This is a genomic window from Staphylococcus sp. GDY8P47P (genome assembly GCF_016892225.1).
In the GTDB taxonomy this organism is placed as follows: Bacteria; Bacillota; Bacilli; order Staphylococcales; family Staphylococcaceae; genus Staphylococcus; species Staphylococcus borealis.
The window spans coordinates 1-19498 of record NZ_JAFENV010000048.1 but is presented as its reverse complement, the minus strand read 5'-3'; the positions used below and the strand labels follow the sequence as shown (position 1 = coordinate 19498).

The 19498-nt window shown below is 35.0% G+C and carries 16 protein-coding genes; 10 read left to right on the top strand and 6 right to left on the bottom strand.

All coding sequences use genetic code 11. The features are described 5' to 3' along the window. Together JVV30_RS12770 and JVV30_RS12765 are read right to left on the bottom strand one after the other, a co-directional pair. Positions 1-1098 (bottom strand): YeeE/YedE family protein, encoded by a 1098-nt coding sequence (locus JVV30_RS12770; RefSeq protein WP_070855053.1) that lies wholly within the window; start codon positions 1096-1098, stop codon positions 1-3. A gap of 367 nt (positions 1099-1465) precedes the next feature. Continuing rightward, complete coding sequence (locus JVV30_RS12765) at positions 1466-2104, bottom strand: redox-sensing transcriptional repressor Rex (RefSeq protein ID WP_070855054.1); 639 nt, start codon at positions 2102-2104, stop codon at positions 1466-1468. A gap of 241 nt (positions 2105-2345) precedes the next feature. Between JVV30_RS12765 and JVV30_RS12760 the strand changes: the two genes are divergently transcribed. Next, entirely contained in the window at positions 2346-4289 is a 1944-nt protein-coding gene (locus tag JVV30_RS12760; RefSeq protein ID WP_204194344.1) for an ABC-F family ATP-binding cassette domain-containing protein, read from the top strand. Between the two features lie 366 nt (positions 4290-4655). Here the strand turns inward: JVV30_RS12760 and tsaD are convergent, their stop codons facing one another. The 4 genes from tsaD to tsaE are packed head-to-tail and all read right to left on the bottom strand — an operon-like array spanning position 4656 to position 7221. After that, complete coding sequence (gene tsaD, locus JVV30_RS12755) at positions 4656-5684, bottom strand: tRNA (adenosine(37)-N6)-threonylcarbamoyltransferase complex transferase subunit TsaD (protein WP_204194343.1); 1029 nt, start codon at positions 5682-5684, stop codon at positions 4656-4658. Beyond that, on the bottom strand, positions 5677-6141 hold the full coding sequence (gene rimI, locus JVV30_RS12750) for a ribosomal protein S18-alanine N-acetyltransferase (protein ID WP_053030439.1): 465 nt from the start codon (positions 6139-6141) through the stop codon (positions 5677-5679). The genes tsaD and rimI overlap by 8 nt, the downstream gene beginning before the upstream one ends. Next, positions 6114-6779 carry a tRNA (adenosine(37)-N6)-threonylcarbamoyltransferase complex dimerization subunit type 1 TsaB gene (gene tsaB / locus JVV30_RS12745; protein WP_053030441.1) on the bottom strand — a complete coding sequence of 222 codons (666 nt, stop codon included), beginning with the start codon at positions 6777-6779 and terminating at the stop codon, positions 6114-6116. The genes rimI and tsaB overlap by 28 nt, the downstream gene beginning before the upstream one ends. After that, entirely contained in the window at positions 6760-7221 is a 462-nt protein-coding gene (gene tsaE, locus JVV30_RS12740) for a tRNA (adenosine(37)-N6)-threonylcarbamoyltransferase complex ATPase subunit type 1 TsaE (RefSeq protein WP_070855057.1), read from the bottom strand. The genes tsaB and tsaE overlap by 20 nt, the downstream gene beginning before the upstream one ends. 504 nt (positions 7222-7725) lie before the next feature. On the opposite strand from tsaE, the gene ilvD reads away from it, so the two are divergent. The 9 genes from ilvD (at position 7726) to ilvA (ending at position 18419) form a co-directional block, all read left to right on the top strand. Continuing rightward, on the top strand, positions 7726-9414 hold the full coding sequence (ilvD, locus tag JVV30_RS12735; protein WP_070855058.1) for a dihydroxy-acid dehydratase: 1689 nt from the start codon (positions 7726-7728) through the stop codon (positions 9412-9414). Positions 9415-9432: 18 nt separating this feature from the next. Beyond that, positions 9433-11208: a biosynthetic-type acetolactate synthase large subunit gene (gene ilvB, locus JVV30_RS12730; RefSeq protein WP_070855059.1), complete on the top strand. Its 1776-nt coding sequence runs from the start codon at positions 9433-9435 to the stop codon at positions 11206-11208. Beyond that, complete coding sequence (locus JVV30_RS12725; protein ID WP_053030452.1) at positions 11205-11447, top strand: ACT domain-containing protein; 243 nt, start codon at positions 11205-11207, stop codon at positions 11445-11447. Before ilvB ends, JVV30_RS12725 begins: the two co-directional genes overlap by 4 nt. 133 nt (positions 11448-11580) lie before the next feature. Beyond that, positions 11581-12585 (top strand): ketol-acid reductoisomerase, encoded by a 1005-nt coding sequence (gene ilvC / locus JVV30_RS12720; RefSeq protein ID WP_053030454.1) that lies wholly within the window; start codon positions 11581-11583, stop codon positions 12583-12585. 20 nt (positions 12586-12605) lie between these two features. Further along, the gene (locus tag JVV30_RS12715) at positions 12606-14147 is read left to right on the top strand and encodes a 2-isopropylmalate synthase (RefSeq protein WP_204194342.1); all 1542 of its coding nucleotides are present in this window, start codon (positions 12606-12608) and stop codon (positions 14145-14147) included. Further along, positions 14137-15180 (top strand): 3-isopropylmalate dehydrogenase, encoded by a 1044-nt coding sequence (leuB, locus tag JVV30_RS12710; protein WP_070855061.1) that lies wholly within the window; start codon positions 14137-14139, stop codon positions 15178-15180. Before JVV30_RS12715 ends, leuB begins: the two co-directional genes overlap by 11 nt. A 15-nt stretch (positions 15181-15195) precedes the next feature. After that, complete coding sequence (leuC, locus tag JVV30_RS12705; RefSeq protein WP_204194341.1) at positions 15196-16566, top strand: 3-isopropylmalate dehydratase large subunit; 1371 nt, start codon at positions 15196-15198, stop codon at positions 16564-16566. A 2-nt stretch (positions 16567-16568) separates the two neighbouring features. Further along, entirely contained in the window at positions 16569-17144 is a 576-nt protein-coding gene (gene leuD, locus JVV30_RS12700) for a 3-isopropylmalate dehydratase small subunit (RefSeq protein ID WP_070855063.1), read from the top strand. A gap of 6 nt (positions 17145-17150) precedes the next feature. Next, on the top strand, positions 17151-18419 hold the full coding sequence (ilvA, locus tag JVV30_RS12695) for a threonine ammonia-lyase IlvA (protein ID WP_204194340.1): 1269 nt from the start codon (positions 17151-17153) through the stop codon (positions 18417-18419). The last annotated feature ends 1079 nt before the right edge of the window (positions 18420-19498 follow it).

Below are 19498 nucleotides of genomic sequence, written 5' to 3'. Positions count from 1 at the left end.
TTATGTTGTTTGTGTTTGTTTTGGAACTGCAGTATTTTGAGATTGTGATGTTTGTTTTTCTAACTTTTTCATTGGTCTAATAAAAATAAAGTAACTCATAAACCATACACCTAAAATCATAGAACCTAGTGCAATCCAGCCTTTCCAAGACATAATAGCTGTTTCTACTAAGCCATTACCAATTGAACAACCACCTGCTACTGAGGCCCCGAATCCCATGCAAATACCACCAATAGCACTATTACGAATCGTCTTCTTATCAGGTAATCGCCATTTGAATTCACGTGATCCTCTAGCAGCGATATATGACCCTAAAAAGATACCTAATATTAATAGTACACCCCAATCTATTAACTGAGTATCTCCTGTAATTAAAAACGTAATTAAGTTTGCTGATGGTGTTGTGATGCCTAAACCATAATCTCTACCAGTTGACATACTCATCGGCCAAGCAATTAATGCTATCAAACCAACTGCTATACCAGCTACAAATGGGTGGTATCGTTTTTCAAATAAATAATGTCTCAAGCCACTATATTTTTGCTTAAGCTTTGGAACCGCAAATTTGGGTTTAGGTTTGCGTAACGTTTTAGTTACAAAAATAATCGTGATGATCGTTAATATTAAAGTAAATACCCACATTGGAATACCCGTTGTCTGAGACATATTGGCATTGATATTTGTAGGTTGATTTATCCACGTCATCACTGGAAGTAGCACACCTGTTTTAGTAATTGCCGCAGTTACTGCATATAACACGAGTGCTACCCAACTTCCAATTAAACCTTCTCCAGCACGATACCATGTACCTGTAGCACAGCCTCCTGCTAATACAATACCTATTCCAAATATAAACGCACCAATGATGGTACCAATAATTGGAAATGTACTATCAGGTATTGAAATAAGATTTAACCCAGTTAAGATCAGTAGTCCTATACTTTGGACTGTAATAGCTACTAATAAAGCATAAAACATTTTGTTATTTTTTTGAACATACATGTCTCTAAAGCCACCAGCTAGGCAAAAACGTGTACGTTGCATAACAAACCCTAATAATATTCCAACGATAAGACCACTAATAATCATCCATATCACTATTAATTCATCCTTTCCCGATTATTTTACTAAGGTATTATAATCAATTGTACTAAATTTGGCAACTTCTTAAAATAAAATGCTTCTAGCGATTTTTCACATGACCTATTAATTATTGCATTTGATTCACTCAATGTTGGCAAACAAAAAACGGGAGTGGAACAGAATTCTTTTGAATTCGTGGTCCACTCCCAGCTTGCTTTGCTTGTAGAATTTCTAAGTGAAATTCTCTTTGTTGGGGCCCCTGACTAGAACTGAGAATAGCTTGATTTAAGCGCCTTATCAGTTCAGTCAGCTACTGTGAATTTGCTAAATAGCATTATTATATTATTTATGTCCCAGAGTGCTGTAATAAAAGTGACGTTATTTAATTGGAATAATTTTTCATGAAGAATAGCAATGATTGCAATTCTATACCTAAGTCAATATGATGAACTTGTACACTATTAGGTACTTCTATTCTAGTTGGTGTGAAATTTAAAATACCATTAATATTTGCATCAATTAACTCATTTGCCACACGTTGCGCTACACTTTCTGGCGTCGTTAAAATAACAACATTAATATTTTTGTCAGCAAGAACTTGTTTTAAGTCGTTCATATGATGAACAGTCACATCACCAATCTTATTTCCGACAATGTGCTCATCAACATCAAAAGCCTCTGTAATGGTCATTTCATCGTGAATTGAAAAGTTATACGTTAAAAGTGCCCTACCTAAATTACCAACACCTACCAATGCAATGTGTATATTATCGCTATCACTAAGTGTCGTTTTAAAGAATTCTAATAAACTATCTACATTGTAACCGTAACCTTTTTTCCCTAATTCTCCAAAATATGAGAAATCTCTACGAATGGTTGCTGATTCAATATTTAATGCCTCGCTAATCGCTTTTGAATTCACTCTGTCTATGCCTTTTGATTTTAACGTGTTAACGAATCTGTAATATAAAGGTAATCGTTTCAAAGTTGCCCGTGGAATTTTAGATTTATTTTGAGCCATTTAAAATGCCCCCCTTTCGTTTGAATTTTATAATCTATGTATCCAAACTATTTTGAGTGCTATACGTTTTAAATTTTTTTAAATTTTCTTATGTCCTATTATGAATACTGGAATATTATACCTTAACGCATTTTAAAAATAAATAACTTAGTTTCAAGAAACTAAGTAATACGGTAAAATATAGAGTAATATACAACTTAATTTCGAGTAATAAACTTACAAATAGAAAGGTGAAACCTGAATGATACTCTTGCAATTAAATGACATTTCGAAATCATTTGATGGTGATGATATTTTCACACGTGTGAATTTCGAAGTAAAGACAGGCGAACGAATCGGAGTCGTAGGTCGTAACGGTGCTGGAAAATCAACCTTAATGAAAATTATTGCCGGTGTTGAAGATTACGATAGCGGCCATATTTCTAAAATTAAAAATTTACGAATGGGTTACCTGACCCAACAAATGACGCTTAATTCATCCGCTTCAGTGTTTGAAGAAATGTCTAAACCATTTGAACATCTCAAAAAGATGGAACGCTTAATTAAAGAAGAAACGAACTGGCTCGCTGATCATGCATCTGACTATGATTCTGATGCCTATCAACAACATATGGAACGTTTTGAATCATTAACCAATCAATTTGAACAACGCGATGGTTATCAATATGAAAGTAAAATCAAAACAGTTCTACATGGTCTAAATTTTAACGAAGATGATTTTGATAAACCTATTAACGATTTTAGTGGTGGTCAAAAAACACGATTATCATTAGCGCAAATGTTATTGAATGAGCCAGATTTATTACTATTAGACGAACCTACAAACCATTTAGATTTAGAAACAACAAAGTGGTTAGAAGATTATTTAAAATACTTCAAAGGTGCCATCGTCATCATCAGTCACGATAGATACTTCTTAGACAAGATTGTCACGCAAATCTATGATGTGGCACTTGGTGACGTTAAACGTTATGTAGGCAATTACGAGCAATTTATCGAGCAACGTGATAAGTATTATGAAAGTCGCATGCAAGAATATGAACGTCAACAAGATGAAATTAAGCGATTGGAAACCTTTGTAGAAAAAAATATTACACGCGCCTCAACTAGTGGTATGGCAAAAAGTCGTCGCAAAACATTAGAAAAAATGGAACGTATCGACAAACCAATGTTAGACGCAAGAAGTGCCAATATTCAATTTGGTTTCGATCGAAATACAGGAAATGACGTGATGCACATTCGCAATCTTGAAATTGGTTATGATGCGCCTATAACATCTCCAATTAACATAGAAGTCACGAAAGGCGATCATATCGCAATCATAGGTCCTAATGGTGTAGGTAAAACGACGCTAATTAAGACAATCGCACAACGACAAGATCAATTAGACGGTAATATTACCTTTGGTGCTAATCTACAAATTGGCTACTATGATCAAAAGCAAGCAGAATTTAAATCCAACAAAACAATTCTCGACTATGTTTGGGATCAATATCCAACTATGAATGAAAAAGACATACGCGCTGTATTAGGACGTTTCTTATTTGTACAAGATGATGTTAAAAAAATTATTAACGATTTATCTGGTGGCGAAAAAGCACGATTACAATTAGCACTCCTAATGTTACAACGAGATAACGTCTTAATCCTTGATGAACCTACAAACCATTTAGATATTGATTCTAAAGAAATGCTTGAACAAGCATTAAAAGATTTTGAAGGAACGATTCTATTCGTTTCCCATGATCGATACTTTATTAATCAATTAGCTAATAAAGTCTTTGATTTAAATATAGATGGCGGTCAGATGTATCTTGGAGATTATCAATATTATATTGAGAAAACAGAAGAAGCAGCTGCATTAGAAGCATTTGAAAATGAACGTAATGATGATAGCAAGAATGATGTTTCCAATCAAAACGTAAACAATAACACCATCAATACGTATGATTCGCAAAAACAACAACGCCGTGAGCAACGTAAATTAGAACGACTCATTGAAGAATGTGAATCTAAAATTGAATCCTATGAAAATGAAATCGCTCAAATTGATGAACAACTGACGCAACCTGATGTATTTAATAATCCTGAAAAAGCTTCATCATTAGCGAATCAAAAACAAGAAACCGAACAGAAATTAGAACAAGTTATGACCGAATGGGAAAATTTACAAGAAAATGTTTAAAACGCATTAATCTTAAAATAGCTAGAAAGTATTTTATAACTTTTTAGCTATTTTTTTGAATTAATTTCAATAAAAGTTATAAACAGTTAAAATGTGATAATATCAACTATCCACAAAGTTATCCTACTTATCCACAAGATATTTTTGATTCATTTACCATTTTTTTACACAAAATTAACCTGCTATCCACATTGTTAAGAACCTTTTATCCACAACTTATACACTTAATGTTGATAAGTACAAATGTTCCCTATTGACCTTTATCAAATGATGTTTCATCAAAAGACAAAACCTCTTATAACGTAGGCATTACAATGCTAACGTTCATAAGAGGTTTCTTATCGTAAAACAAATTTTTAAAATCATTTAAGCATCTATTGTTGCTTCTTCTATGTCCATGTTATTTTCACCATTTAAATCTAAATGAGCTGTAACGCCTGCTTGATAATAGTAGTATGCCACTGCGCCGATCATTGCTGCATTATCCGTACATAATTTAGGACTTGGAATAGATAAATGGATATTATTTGCTTCGCATAATTGTTGTAAACGTTGACGAAGTCCTTTGTTACTTGCAACGCCTCCAGCAACGATAAGTCTATTCACATTATATGCCTTACATGCATTCATCGCTTTAGTGCTTAATACGTCTACGACACTATTTTGAAAACTAGTTGCCACATTTTCTTTAACAATTGTTTCATTCTTTTGTCTTAAATTATGCAGTTTGTTGATTACAGCACTTTTCAAACCACTAAAACTAAAATCATAACTATCTTTTTCTAACCATACTCTTGGAAAATCATACGTATCTTGACCTTGTTGTGCTAATTTGTCAATTTGTGGTCCACCCGGATATGGTAAATCAATTGTTCGTGCCACTTTATCATAGGCTTCACCCACTGCATCGTCTCTTGTCTCTCCAATGACTTCAAAATGCATATGAGATTTCATATACACGAGTTCAGTGTGACCTCCAGATACGATTAACGCGATTAAAGGAAATGTTAATGGTTCTTCTAAATGATTAGCGTAAATATGACCAGCAATATGGTGTACAGGAATAAGCGGTTTATCGTAAGCAAAGGCTAGTGCTTTTGCTGCATTAATACCAATCAGCAATGCCCCAATTAAACCTGGCCCTTGAGTTACAGCTATTGCATCTATATCATGCATCGTAATGTTTGCAGATATTAGCGCTTCATCAATAGTTGTTGTAATACCTTCCACATGATGGCGACTGGCAACCTCTGGCACAACACCTCCAAAACGCTTATGACTCTCAATTTGGCTAAGTACAATATTGGATAAAATTGTGTTGCCATCCTTAATGACACTTACACTTGTTTCATCACAACTTGTTTCAATTGCTAATATTAATGTTTCTTTATTCATTTAAGTTCACCCACATAACCATTGCATCCTCGCCTTCTCCATAATAATTTTTACGTTTACCACCAAATTGAAATCCCAAATTAGTATAAACGTGTTGTGCTATGACATTATCAACTCTAACTTCTAAACTCATTACTTCACATGTATGCTTAGCATAATCCATAACATATTTTAACAATAATTGTCCCAGCCCATATCCTCTGTAATCTTTACGAATAGCTATCGTTGTTATTTGAGCCTGATCAATAACAATCCAAAGCCCTAGATATCCGATAATTTCATTTTCAAAAAGAATTACAAAATATTTAGCAAAGTTATTTTCATTTAATTCATGATAAAATGCATCTATCGTCCATGAACTATCATTAAAACTGTCACGTTCTATATCAAATACATTAGGAACATCATCGACTTGCATCGCTCTAATTGTTAATTCTGATTCTGTTGGTTTAGCCAATTTCTTTCTGCCTCTGATAATTTAATGTAATTTGGAACAAATGTATGAATATCTTCACTTTCAGTTAAAAGTGGTTTCATTGCAGGTGCATGTGGTAAGTGACTTTGTATTTCTCCATCAAGGTAGTTTGATAATTTATCAGCATCTTTACCAATATAGACAAATGGCTGTTTGAAATCAGTCAAGTGTTGTTTTAATTCTTGAATTGGTAAATATTGATCTTCTAAAATTGTCTTTAATTTTCCTTCTTCATATTGATAAACACCTGTATAAACCGCTTCTCGACGTGCATCAATAATAGGAACCAATAATCTTTGGTCGCTTTCATCCATTGTGGCAGCTAATGCTAATAAAGACGATACGCCATATAATTTTGCATTTAATGCATATGCTAACGTTTTAGCAGTTGTAACACCAATTCTTACACCTGTATATGAACCCGGCCCCTTAGCAACTACAATACCATCAATCTCGCTTTTATCAATTTTCGCTTCTTCAAATAAATGTTGAATACCAGGCATAAGTTGACTAGAATGATCTTTTTTATTTTCGGTAGTCATTTCAGACAATACGGCATGATCTTGCATGATTGCGATTGACATCGGTTGATTTGATGTATCAATCAGTAATAAATTCACTTTCAACTTCCTCCTTAACGTTCAAATAATGTGTCCCTATGCCATTTAGTTCAATCGTTCTTTGTGTTTCGTTAACAGTCTCTATATTAATGATTAATCGTTCTTCAGGTAATAAATCATAAATAAATTGACTCCACTCAATAACAGTGATGCCTTCATCTTGAAAATATTCTTCAAAACCTAAGTCCTCATCTGAATCTTCCAAACGATAGCAGTCCATATGATGTAGCTTTAAATGACTACCTCTATAAGATTTTATAATATTAAATGTCGGAGAATTAATATTACGTTTAACACCTAAATGTTTACCTATAAATTGAGTTAGCGTTGTTTTACCTGCACCAAGATCACCATTTAATAAAATGACATCACCAGGCTTTAAGTGTCGAACTAACACATTAGCGAATTGATCTAATTCATCCAAGTTATTAATCGTTATCATTAGTCCCACTCTCTCTACTTATTTTATTAACTAATTACTATTGCTATATTTTTGATTTTAAATGGCTTAATTTTCCTAACACAATTGAATTAAGCCATAACAATTTAACTTAATAAGTATAACAAATTCCTTTAGCAATTTCCCTATAAGGAACATAAATTTGAAAAAGGATTTATGTTAGAAAATTCTTAAAAATTATATTGACTTAATAAACACTGTGTAGTAAATTAAGTTTATCGAATTTTTAAACAATTCTAACTATTTAAATATAACCATTCAAGGAAGGAGTATATTAAAATGACTACAATGACACATCAAGCATATAATCCGACTGACAATTTAATTATTTTATTATACTCTCAAGGGCTGGAACTTTAGTATCTTTCAATTACTAAATGTTTAAGTCCTATTTCTCATTGAATGGGACTTGTAGACGTCCCAATCACAAATTGGGACGTCTTTTTATGTGTAACAAACTTAATGTGTTTTATGGGGGAATTATTTATGAGAAGTGACATGATAAAAAAAGGTGATCAACAAGCACCTGCTCGAAGTCTTTTACACGCCACGGGCGCACTGAAAAATCCAACAGATATGAATAAACCTTTCGTAGCGATTTGTAATTCTTATATCGATATTGTACCTGGACATGTCCATTTAAGAGAACTGGCTGACATCGCGAAAGAAGCAATACGTGAGGCAGGCGCTATTCCTTTTGAATTTAATACGATTGGTGTCGATGACGGTATCGCTATGGGACATATCGGAATGCGATACTCACTCCCTTCTCGAGAACTTATTGCAGATGCTGCTGAAACTGTTATTAATGCGCACTGGTTCGATGGTGTATTTTACATTCCTAATTGCGACAAAATCACACCTGGTATGATATTAGCTGCCGTAAGAACCAATGTACCAGCAATATTCTGTTCAGGTGGCCCTATGAAAGCTGGATTATCTGCTCAAGGGAAGGCATTAACATTATCATCCATGTTTGAAGCAGTTGGTGCTTTTAAAGAAGGTAAACTTTCGAAAGAAGCATTTTTAGATATGGAACAAAATGCTTGCCCTACTTGTGGCTCATGCGCAGGCATGTTTACAGCAAATTCAATGAATTGCCTAATGGAAGTGTTAGGTTTAGCACTACCTTATAACGGTACAGCTTTAGCAGTTAGTGAGCAAAGAAGAGAAATGATTCGTGAAGCGGCCTTTAAATTAGTTGATAATATTAAAAAGGATATTAAGCCACTTGATATTGTGACTAGAGAAGCAATTGACGATGCATTCGCACTGGACATGGCAATGGGTGGTTCCACTAACACGGTATTACATACTTTAGCGATAGCAAATGAAGCGGGCATTGATTATGACTTAGAGCGTATCAATGAAATTGCTAAGAGAACGCCTTATTTATCTAAGATTGCACCAAGTTCATCATATTCAATGCACGATGTACACGAAGCTGGTGGTTGTCCAGCTATCATAAATGAATTAATGAAAAAAGAAGGCACTCTACACCCAGATAGACTTACAGTGACTGGACAAACGCTTCGTGAAAATAATGAAGGTAAAGAGATTAAAAACTTTGAGGTCATTCACTCACTCGACAATCCATATGATAAACAAGGTGGGCTCTCTATCTTATTTGGAAATATTGCGCCTAAAGGTGCGGTAATTAAAGTTGGTGGTGTTGACCCTTCTATCAAAACATTCACTGGTAAAGCGGTATGTTTCAACTCACATGATGAAGCAGTCGAGGCCATTGATAACAAAATCGTTCGTGAAGGTCACGTCGTTGTTATACGTTACGAAGGACCTAAAGGAGGACCAGGAATGCCTGAAATGTTAGCACCTACCTCTTCAATTGTAGGTAGAGGGTTAGGTAAAGACGTTGCATTAATTACTGATGGCAGATTTTCTGGAGCAACAAGAGGTATTGCTGTTGGACATATTTCACCAGAAGCCGCATCAGGTGGTCCTATTGGCCTCATTAAAGACGGTGATGAAATCACGATTGATTTAATCAATCGCACTTTAGATGTTAATCAAACTGCAGAAGAACTTGATCAACGCAAAAAAGCACTCCAACCTTTTAAAGCTAAAGTAAAATCAGGTTATCTAGCGAGATATACCGCTTTGGTTACGAGTGCGAACACTGGTGGCATAATGCAAGTTCCAGAAAATCTTATCTAACTAGAGGAGTTGTTCATCATGGCAAATAAAATGGAAAGTAACGTCGTTAGTTCATCAACTACGACACATTCAAATCAATCTAATCTGAAAGCAGACGTCAATAGTAACGAGAATCACACACTAAGAGCTGGCTCAGAACTATTAGTTGAAGCTCTATTACATGAAGATGTTGACTTTATTTTCGGCTACCCTGGTGGTGCAGTTTTACCTTTATACGACACGTTTTATGATGGTAAAATTAAACACATTTTGGCAAGACATGAGCAAGGTGCGACACATGCTGCTGAAGGCTATGCTAGAGTATCTGGCAAAACTGGTGTAGTCGTAGTTACAAGTGGTCCTGGCGCTACAAATGCAATTACCGGTATTACAGATGCTTATTGTGATTCCCTCCCCTTGGTGGTGTTCACAGGACAAGTAGCAACGCCAGGTATTGGTAAAGATGCCTTTCAAGAGGCAGATTTACTTTCTATGACAACACCAATCACGAAGGCGAATTTCCAAGTTAAAAATGTAAACGATATTCCTAGAATTATTCATGAAGCATTTTACTTAGCTAATTCAGGTCGTAAAGGCCCAGTCGTTATAGATTTCCCTAAAGATATGGGTGTACTAAAAACAACTGCACCACTGGTAAGTGACGTGAATTTACCAGCCTACAAAGTTACTGAAGAACCACAGAATAAAGACATTGACCAATTAGTTCATTATTTATCTAAGGCCAAACAACCAGTAGTCTTAGCAGGTGCAGGGATAAATCATTCGCAATCCAACGATTTATTAACGCAGTTTGTAACGAAACATCAAATTCCAGTAGTGACTACACTATTAGGCTTAGGTGCGATTCCATACGATAACCCATTATTTCTAGGTATGGGTGGTATGCATGGATCTTACGCTAGCAATATGGCTTTAACTGAATGTGATTTATTAATTAATTTGGGTAGTCGATTCGATGATAGACTTGCAAGCAAACCGGATGAATTTGCACCGAATGCTATTGTTGTTCATGTGGATATTGATGAATCGGAAATCAATAAAGTGATTGCCACTGATTTAGGAATTGTGGCTGATTGTAAACAGGTATTGGAAGCTTTGTCTCATAAGTTTAAAAATGAAACTTCTCATGATGAATGGGTTCAACATTGCCTTGAAAATAAAAGCAAACATCCTTTTAAATATACTGTGGCTGATGACACATTTTGTAAGCCCCAAGAGGCGATTGAATATATTGGGCAAATTACACACGGTGAAGCCATCGTTACTACTGATGTTGGACAACATCAAATGTGGGCGGCTCAATTCTATCCTTTCAAACATCATGGTCAATGGGTTACAAGTGGCGGATTAGGTACGATGGGCTTCGGTATTCCCTCTGCGATTGGTGCTCAATTAGCTGAACCCGACAAAACCGTTATCTGTTTCGTTGGTGATGGTGGGTTCCAAATGACGAATCAGGAAATGGCATTACTTCCTGAATACGGACTTAATGTAAAGATCGTTCTTATTAATAACGGAACCTTAGGTATGGTCAAACAGTGGCAAGACAAATTCTTTAACCACCGATTCTCTCATTCCGTATTTAATGATCAACCTGACTTCATGAAAATGGCGGAAGCTTATGGTGTCAAAGGTTACTTAATTGATCATCCCGATAAATTAACAGCGACACTTGATGAAGCATTTAATTATCAAGGGCCTGCATTAATTGAAGTTAGAATCTCACCTACCGAACCAGTTAATCCTATGATTCCAAGTGGCAAAGCGAACCATGAAATGGAGGGATTAGAATGAAACGCGTTTTACAGTTAAAAGTCACAGACCAAGTAAGTACGTTAAATAGAATTACTAGTGCCTTCGTTCGACTACAATATAATATAAACGAACTGACAGTTAAGCCATCAGAAGAAAACGGGATTTCTGATATGCAAATTATTGCTGATATTGAAGATGAAGCAATTTTTAAAATATTAGTAGCCAAATTACAAAAACAAGTCAGTGTATTAGAAGTTCAAGTTATCAACCAGCAATAAAGTAAATTCTAGATTGATGCGCTAGTACAAATAAACAAAACATGACTAACATCACATTTTATAGATATTAGTATATCTATAATTTTAAGAATATTCAAAATATTGAAATTTTAAATTTTTGGAGGAATGTATTATGACTAAAGTTTATTATGATCAATCAGTAGAGAAAGATGCATTACAAGGTAAAAAAATCGCAATTGTAGGTTACGGTTCACAAGGACATGCACATGCACAAAATCTTAAAGACAATGGCTATGACGTTATTGTAGGTATCCGCCCTGGTCATTCTTTTGATAAAGCTAAAGAAGACGGATTTGATGTGTATCCAGTCGCAGAAGCCGTTAAACAAGCTGATGTCATCATGGTGTTATTACCAGATGAAATTCAAGGCAATGTATATAAAAACGAAATTGAACCTAATTTAGAAGCAGGAAATGCCTTAGCATTTGCACATGGATTTAACATTCACTTTGAAGTTATCAAACCACCGAAAGATGTCGATGTCTTCCTAGTAGCACCTAAAGGACCTGGTCACTTAGTAAGACGTACGTTCGTTGAAGGGACTGCAGTGCCGGCATTATTCGGTGTACAACAAGATGCTACTGGTCAAGCACGCGATATTTCTTTAAGTTACGCAAAAGGTATTGGTGCTACGCGTGCGGGTGTCATTGAAACAACATTTAAAGAAGAAACAGAAACTGATTTATTCGGTGAGCAAGCTGTACTTTGTGGTGGTATCCATAAATTAATCCAAAGTGGTTTTGAAACACTTGTTGAAGCGGGTTATCAAAAAGAATTAGCTTATTTCGAAGTATTACACGAAATGAAATTAATTGTTGATTTAATGTATGAAGGCGGCATGGAAAACGTACGTTATTCAATCTCAAACACTGCAGAATATGGAGACTATGTTTCAGGGCCTAGAATCATTACACCGGATGTCAAAGATAATATGAAAGCTGTATTAAAAGATATTCAAAATGGTAATTTTGCAAATAGTTTTGTTAAAGATAATGAAAATGGCTTTAAAGAATTTTATAAATTACGCGAACAACAACACGGTCATGAAATTGAAGCTGTTGGTCGTGAATTAAGAAAAATGATGCCATTCATTAAATCTAAAAGCATTCAAAAATAATAGCTAAGGGGTTGTTAAAGATGGAAAGCCATATTCAAATTTTCGATACGACTTTAAGAGATGGTGAACAAACACCAGGCGTTAATTTCTCTTTTGATGAAAGATTAAAGATAGCTAAACAGTTAGAGACATGGGGTGTAGATATACTAGAAGCTGGGTTTCCCGCTTCTAGTACTGGTAGTTTTAAGTCTGTTCAAGCAATTTCAAATACATTAACTCAAACAGCTGTATGTGGATTAGCGCGTTGTAAGAAATCAGATATTGATGCTGTTTATGAGGCTACGAAAGATGCTGTAAAACCAGTTATTCATGTTTTTATAGCTACCTCACCTATTCATTTAACGCATAAACTCAAAATGACTCAAGAACAAGTATTGGAATCAATTAAAGAACATGTCACGTATGCTAAACAATACTTCGATGTCGTTCAATTTTCACCAGAGGATGCGACTAGAACAGAATCAGATTTCTTAATCAAATGTGTACAAATGGCAGTTGACTCTGGTGCAACGATAATTAATATTCCAGACACTGTTGGTTACAGTTATCCAAATGAATATGGTCAAATTTTTAAAACCTTAATTGAGCACATAAAGACGAACCAAGACATTATTTATAGTGCACATTGTCATGACGATTTAGGAATGGCAGTTGCAAATAGCTTAGCTGCAATTGAAAATGGTGCTACTCGAATAGAGGGAACAGTTAACGGCATTGGTGAGCGCGCAGGCAATACTGCGCTAGAAGAATTAGCGTTAGCACTATATGTACGAAAAGACCATTATGGTAATGAAACGCGATTAAATCTATCAGAAACCAAAAATACATCCGACATTATATCACGCTATGCTGGTATACGTGTACCAAGAAATAAAGCCATTGTGGGTCAAAATGCTTTCAGTCATGAATCTGGTATTCATCAAGATGGCGTTCTAAAAAATCCAGAAACATATGAAATTATGACACCACAACTTGTTGGTATACGTAAAAATGATTTACCGCTTGGCAAATTATCAGGTAAACACGCTTTTGCTGAAAAATTAAAATCATTAGGATATGATATTGAACCTCAAAATCAAGTTGACTTATTTAAACAATTTAAAGCTATAGCTGACAAGAAGAAAAGTGTTACTGATCGTGATATACACGCACTGATTCAAGGTACTGAACATGAACAAAATGCAATATATCAAGTCGAAACACTGCAATTACAATTTGTGTCAAACGGTTTACAAAGTGCTGTCGTCGTTATCAAAGATAAACATGGTAAGTTATATCAAGATTCAAGTATTGGTACGGGGTCAATTGTGGCTATATATAATGCAGTTGATCGAATTTTCAAGCATAAGAGTGAACTCATTGAATATCGAATTGATTCAGTCACTGAAGGTACTGATGCTCAAGCTGAAGTTCATGTGTCATTAAATATAGAGGGTCATCCCGTTAATGGTATCGGTATTGACCATGATGTATTATATGCCTCTTGCAAAGCATATGTAGAAGCGCATGCAAAATATGTGAATGAAATTCAAAATAAGGAGCGTAATCATCATGCCTTTTAATATAGTAGCTTTACCCGGTGATGGCATAGGTCCAGAAATATTAAGTGGAACGTTAGAACTATTAGAACAAATAAGTAAAAAATATCAATTTGAGTATCAGTTGAAGTCGTATGACTTTGGTGGTGCAGCCATAGATTCGCAGGGTGTTCCCCTTCCAGATGATACTTTAGAAGCGTGTAAAAATGCAGATGCAATTTTACTGGGAGCTGTAGGTGGTCCACAATGGACAAACCCTAATAATAGACCTGAACAAGGCTTATTGGCATTACGGAAATCATTAGGATTATTTGCTAACATACGTCCTACTAAAGTTACAGACGGTACAAGCCACTTCTCTCCAATTAAAGAAGAACGTGTCAAAGGAACTGATCTTATTATAGTAAGAGAGTTAACTAGCGGATTATATTTCGGTCAACCTCGGCATCTTGATGACCTTAGTGCATTAGATTCATTAACATACACTAAAGATGAAATTCAACGTATTGCGAAGGTTGCATTTGAATTAGCATTAAATCGAAAGAAAAAATTAACATCAGTTGATAAAGAAAATGTACTAGCTTCGAGTAAACTTTGGCGTCAAACAATCGATGAAGTTAGCTTGGAGTATCCAGAAGTAGAAGTAAACCATTTATTAGTTGATGCGTGTAGTATGCACTTAATTACGCGACCTACCGATTTCGACGTAATTGTAACCGAAAATTTATTTGGAGATATTTTAAGTGATGAAGCTTCTACTATACCTGGTTCTCTAGGTTTATCCCCTTCTGCTAGTTTTAGTTTAGAAGGGCCAAGATTATATGAGCCTATTCATGGTTCAGCACCTGATATTGCAAATCAAAATATAGCTAATCCATTTGGTATGGTTCTTTCTTTAGCAATGTGTTTGCGTGAAAGCTTTAACTTTGAGGATGCCGCATCAGAACTAGAACAATTGGTATATCAGTTAATTAAAGACGGAAAAACAACACCAGATTTAAATGGCCAATATACTACGTCAGATATTTTTAACGAACTAAAAAAGAATTATGAATAAGGGAGGAGTACTTTTATGGGACAAACGTTATTCGATAAAGTTTGGAATAAACATGTTTTAACCGGTAATGAAGGTGAACCTCAATTATTATATATAGATTTGCACTTAATTCATGAAGTGACTTCTCCTCAAGCTTTCGAAGGATTGAGACTACAGAACCGTAAATTAAGACGTCCTGATTTAACATTCGCAACGTTAGATCACAATGTTCCTACCATTGATATTTTTAATATTAAAGATGAAATTGCAAATAAACAAATCACAACTCTTCAAAAAAATGCAAAAGCATTTGGCGTTCACCTCTTTGACATGGGTTCAGACGAACAAGGTATTGTTCATATGGTTGGTCCAGAAACTGGTCTTACTCAACCAGGAAAAACAATTGTCTGTGGTGATTCACATACTGCTACACATGGTGCTTTTGGTGCAATCGCCTTTGGCATAGGAACAAGTGAAGTAGAACTTGTATTTGCTACTCAAACGCTTTGGCAAACGAAACCTAAAAACTTAAAAATAGATGTCACAGGTCAACTACCAAAAGGTGTCTACGCCAAAGATATTATTTTGTATCTTATTAGTAAATATGGGGTGGATTTTGGCACAGGCTATGCTATAGAGTTTACGGGTGAAACAATCAAAGCGTTATCCATGGAAGCTAGAATGACGATTTGCAATATGGCTATAGAAGCTGGCGCTAAATATGGGTTAATGCAACCAGATGAAACAACATTCGATTACGTCAAAGGTAGAAAGTATGCTCAAAATTTTGAACGTTCTATTCATGATTGGCGTAAATTATATACTGATGAGGACGCTCAATTTGATAAAGTTATTCAACTTGATGTCACACATCTCGAACCTCAAGTGACATGGGGCACAAATCCAGAAATGGGTGTTAGTTTTAATACACCTTTTCCACAAATTAAAAATATTAATGATGAGCGTGCCTACCAATATATGGGTCTTAAACCAGGCCAAAAAGCAGAAGATATTGATTTAGGTTATGTCTTCTTAGGTTCTTGTACAAATGCAAGACTATCGGATTTAATAGAAGCTAGTCACATCGTTAAAGGTAATCAAGTTCACCCTAAGATTACTGCAATCGTTGTACCAGGCTCTCGATCTGTTAAAAAAGAAGCTGAAGCGTTAGGTTTAGATAAAATATTCAAAGAGGCTGGATTCCAATGGAGAGAACCTGGTTGCTCAATGTGTTTAGGTATGAATCCTGACCAAGTACCAGAGGGCATTCATTGTGCTTCTACAAGTAATCGTAACTTTGAAGGAAGACAAGGTAAAGGTGCGAGAACGCATCTTGTGTCCCCAGCTATGGCAGCTGCTGCCGCTATCAAAGGAAAATTTGTAGATGTTAGAAAGGTGGTTGTTTAACAATGGATATTCAACCTATTACAACCTACACAGGTAAAGTTGTACCATTATTTAACGACAATATAGATACCGATCAAATTATTCCTAAAGCTCATCTTAAACGCATTACTAAAAGTGGATTTGGACCATTTGCGTTTGATGAATGGCGTTATCTACCAGACGGTTCAGATAATCCAGATTTTAATCCAAACAAACCTGAATATGCTGGTGCTTCTATTTTAATAACTGGAGATAATTTTGGTTGTGGCTCAAGTCGAGAACATGCTGCATGGGCTTTAAAAGATTATGGATTTAATATTATTATAGCTGGAAGTTTTAGTGACATCTTTTATATGAATTGTACAAAAAATGGCATGCTACCGATAACTTTGAATGAAGATGAAAGAAAATATTTAGCATCTCAGAAAGAAATTACAGTGGATTTACCACAACAGACAGTTTCAGCAAATAATAAATCATTCAAATTTAAAATCGATGAAACATGGAAACATAAATTAGTAAATGGACTAGATGATATCGCCATTACATTGGCGTATGAAGGTTTAATAGAACAATATGAAAATAAAAATAAAGGTTGAGATACTATGACTGTAAAGACAACAGTAAATGCTAAAGATGTAGATAATGCATATTTACGAATTAAAGATGTTGTTAAAGAGACACCTCTACAATATGATCTCTATCTTTCGCAAAAATATGATTGTAACGTCTATTTAAAAAGAGAAGATTTACAATGGGTGCGTTCATTTAAACTTAGAGGTGCATATAATGCCATTTCGGTATTAACTGATGAGGCTAAAGAAAAAGGTATTACATGTGCCAGTGCCGGAAATCATGCTCAAGGTGTGGCATATACTGCTAAAGCACTAAATTTACAAGCAGTCATATTTATGCCAGTAACCACACCTCTTCAAAAAGTTAATCAAGTTAAATTCTTTGGTTCAAAAAATGTTAAAATCGTGCTAACTGGAGACACCTTTGATGATTGTTTAAAAGAAGCTTTAGCTTATACTAAACAAAATCATATGACCTTCATTGATCCTTTTAATAACGTCAACACAATCGCTGGTCAAGGCACCCTTGCAAAAGAAATTTTGAATCAGTCAAATCATGATGCTATTACTTTTGACTATTTATTCGCTGCAATTGGTGGTGGCGGTTTGATTTCAGGTATAAGTACGTATTTAAATCAATATAGCCCACAAACTAAAATAATTGGTGTTGAACCTACTGGCGCTAGCAGCATGTATGAATCAGTAGTTGTACAAAATAAAGTTGTTACACTCGACCATATTGATAAATTTGTAGATGGTGCTTCTGTAGCACGTGTAGGTGATATCACGTTTAATATTGCTAAGCAATATGTTGACGACTATATTCAAGTAGATGAAGGAGCAGTCTGTTCAACTATCTTAGATATGTACTCAAAACAAGCCATCGTTGCAGAACCTGCAGGTGCATTAAGTGTAGCAGCATTAGAGAATTATAAAAAAGAAATTCGAGGTAAGACTGTAGTATGCGTCATTAGTGGTGGTAATAACGATATCAATCGTATGAAAGAAATCGAAGAGCGTTCATTACTTTATGAGGAAATGAAACATTACTTTATACTTAACTTTCCTCAACGTCCTGGTGCACTCAAGGAATTTGTAAATGATGTTTTAGGACCACAAGATGATATTACTAAGTTTGAATACTTAAAGAAAACTTCTCAAAATACGGGTACTGTTATTATTGGCATTCAGCTTAAAAATCATGATGACCTTAATCAACTCAAATTTAATGTTCATAATTTTGATCCATCAAATATTTATATTAATGAAAACAAGATGCTGTATTCACTTTTAATTTAATGATATAACACTCCCATTGATCTGTATGGGAGTGTTATTTGTGTACATTTAGTTCAACACAAGCGTTCGCATCTTTCTTCCTTTTCTAAAATTGCTTGCTCTTTTAGCTCTACTAAACTCGCTTCTCAATTTTCTCAACTCATCAGCTTCAAGCGCTTTCTCTTCGTAAAGCATTATACATTTATATCATTAAATTTTCATTTTAATTTTAAGCATAAAAAAAGAGACCTTACGGTCTCATTACTTTGCCTGGCAACGTCCTACTCTAGCGGAACGTAAATCAGCTACCATCGACGCTAAGAACCTTACTTTACTTCGAGGCAAGCGTTCGCATCTTTCTTCCTTTTCTAAAATTGCTTGCTCTTTTAGCTCTACTAAACTCGCTTCTCAATTTTCTCAACTCATCAGCTTCAAACGCTTTCTCTTCGTAAAGCCATTATACATTTATATCATTAAATTTTCAGTTTGATTTTAAGCATAAAAAAAGAGACCTTACGGTCTCATTACTTTGCCTGGCAACGTCCTACTCTAGCGGAACGTAAATCAGCTACCATCGGCGCTAAGAATCTTATTTTACTTCGAGGCAAGCGTTCGCATCTTTCTTCCTTTTCTAAAATTGCTTGCTCTTTTAGCTCTACTAAACTCGCTTCTCAATTTTCTCAACTCATCAGCTTCAAACGCTTTCTCTTCGTAAAGCCGTATACATTTATATCATTAAACCTTCGGTTTGATTTTTTAAGCATAAAAAAAGAGACCTTACGGTCTCATTACTTTGCCTGGCAACGTCCTACTCTAGCGGAACGTAAATCAGCTACCATCGACGCTAAGAACCTTACTTTACTTCGAGGCAAGCGTTCGCATCTTTCTTCCTTTTCTAAAATTGCTTGCTCTTTTAGCTCTACTAAACTCGCTTCTCAATTTTCTCAACTCATCAGCTTCAAACGCTTTCTCTTCGTAAAGCATTATACATTTATATCATTAAATTTTCATTTTAATTTTAAGCATAAAAAAAGAGACCTTACGGTCTCGATATCGGCTCATCTCATCCATAAGATTTGCCTGGCAACGTCCTACTCTAG

Bases quoted from the DNA above. Each gene is read 5' to 3' on its own strand.
- ilvA (WP_204194340.1), top strand. From the start codon at position 17,151: ATGACTGTAAAGACAACAGTAAATGCTAAAGATGTAGATAATGCATAT.
- leuC (WP_204194341.1), top strand. From the start codon at position 15,196: ATGGGACAAACGTTATTCGATAAAGTTTGGAATAAACATGTTTTAACC.
- ilvD (WP_070855058.1), top strand. From the start codon at position 7,726: ATGAGAAGTGACATGATAAAAAAAGGTGATCAACAAGCACCTGCTCGA.
- JVV30_RS12760 (WP_204194344.1), top strand. From the start codon at position 2,346: ATGATACTCTTGCAATTAAATGACATTTCGAAATCATTTGATGGTGAT.
- tsaD (WP_204194343.1), bottom strand. From the start codon at position 5,684: ATGAATAAAGAAACATTAATATTAGCAATTGAAACAAGTTGTGATGAA.
- ilvC (WP_053030454.1), top strand. From the start codon at position 11,581: ATGACTAAAGTTTATTATGATCAATCAGTAGAGAAAGATGCATTACAA.
- ilvB (WP_070855059.1), top strand. From the start codon at position 9,433: ATGGCAAATAAAATGGAAAGTAACGTCGTTAGTTCATCAACTACGACA.
- JVV30_RS12715 (WP_204194342.1), top strand. From the start codon at position 12,606: ATGGAAAGCCATATTCAAATTTTCGATACGACTTTAAGAGATGGTGAA.
- tsaE (WP_070855057.1), bottom strand. From the start codon at position 7,221: ATGATAACGATTAATAACTTGGATGAATTAGATCAATTCGCTAATGTG.
- JVV30_RS12725 (WP_053030452.1), top strand. From the start codon at position 11,205: ATGAAACGCGTTTTACAGTTAAAAGTCACAGACCAAGTAAGTACGTTA.
- leuB (WP_070855061.1), top strand. From the start codon at position 14,137: ATGCCTTTTAATATAGTAGCTTTACCCGGTGATGGCATAGGTCCAGAA.
- leuD (WP_070855063.1), top strand. From the start codon at position 16,569: ATGGATATTCAACCTATTACAACCTACACAGGTAAAGTTGTACCATTA.
- JVV30_RS12765 (WP_070855054.1), bottom strand. From the start codon at position 2,104: ATGGCTCAAAATAAATCTAAAATTCCACGGGCAACTTTGAAACGATTA.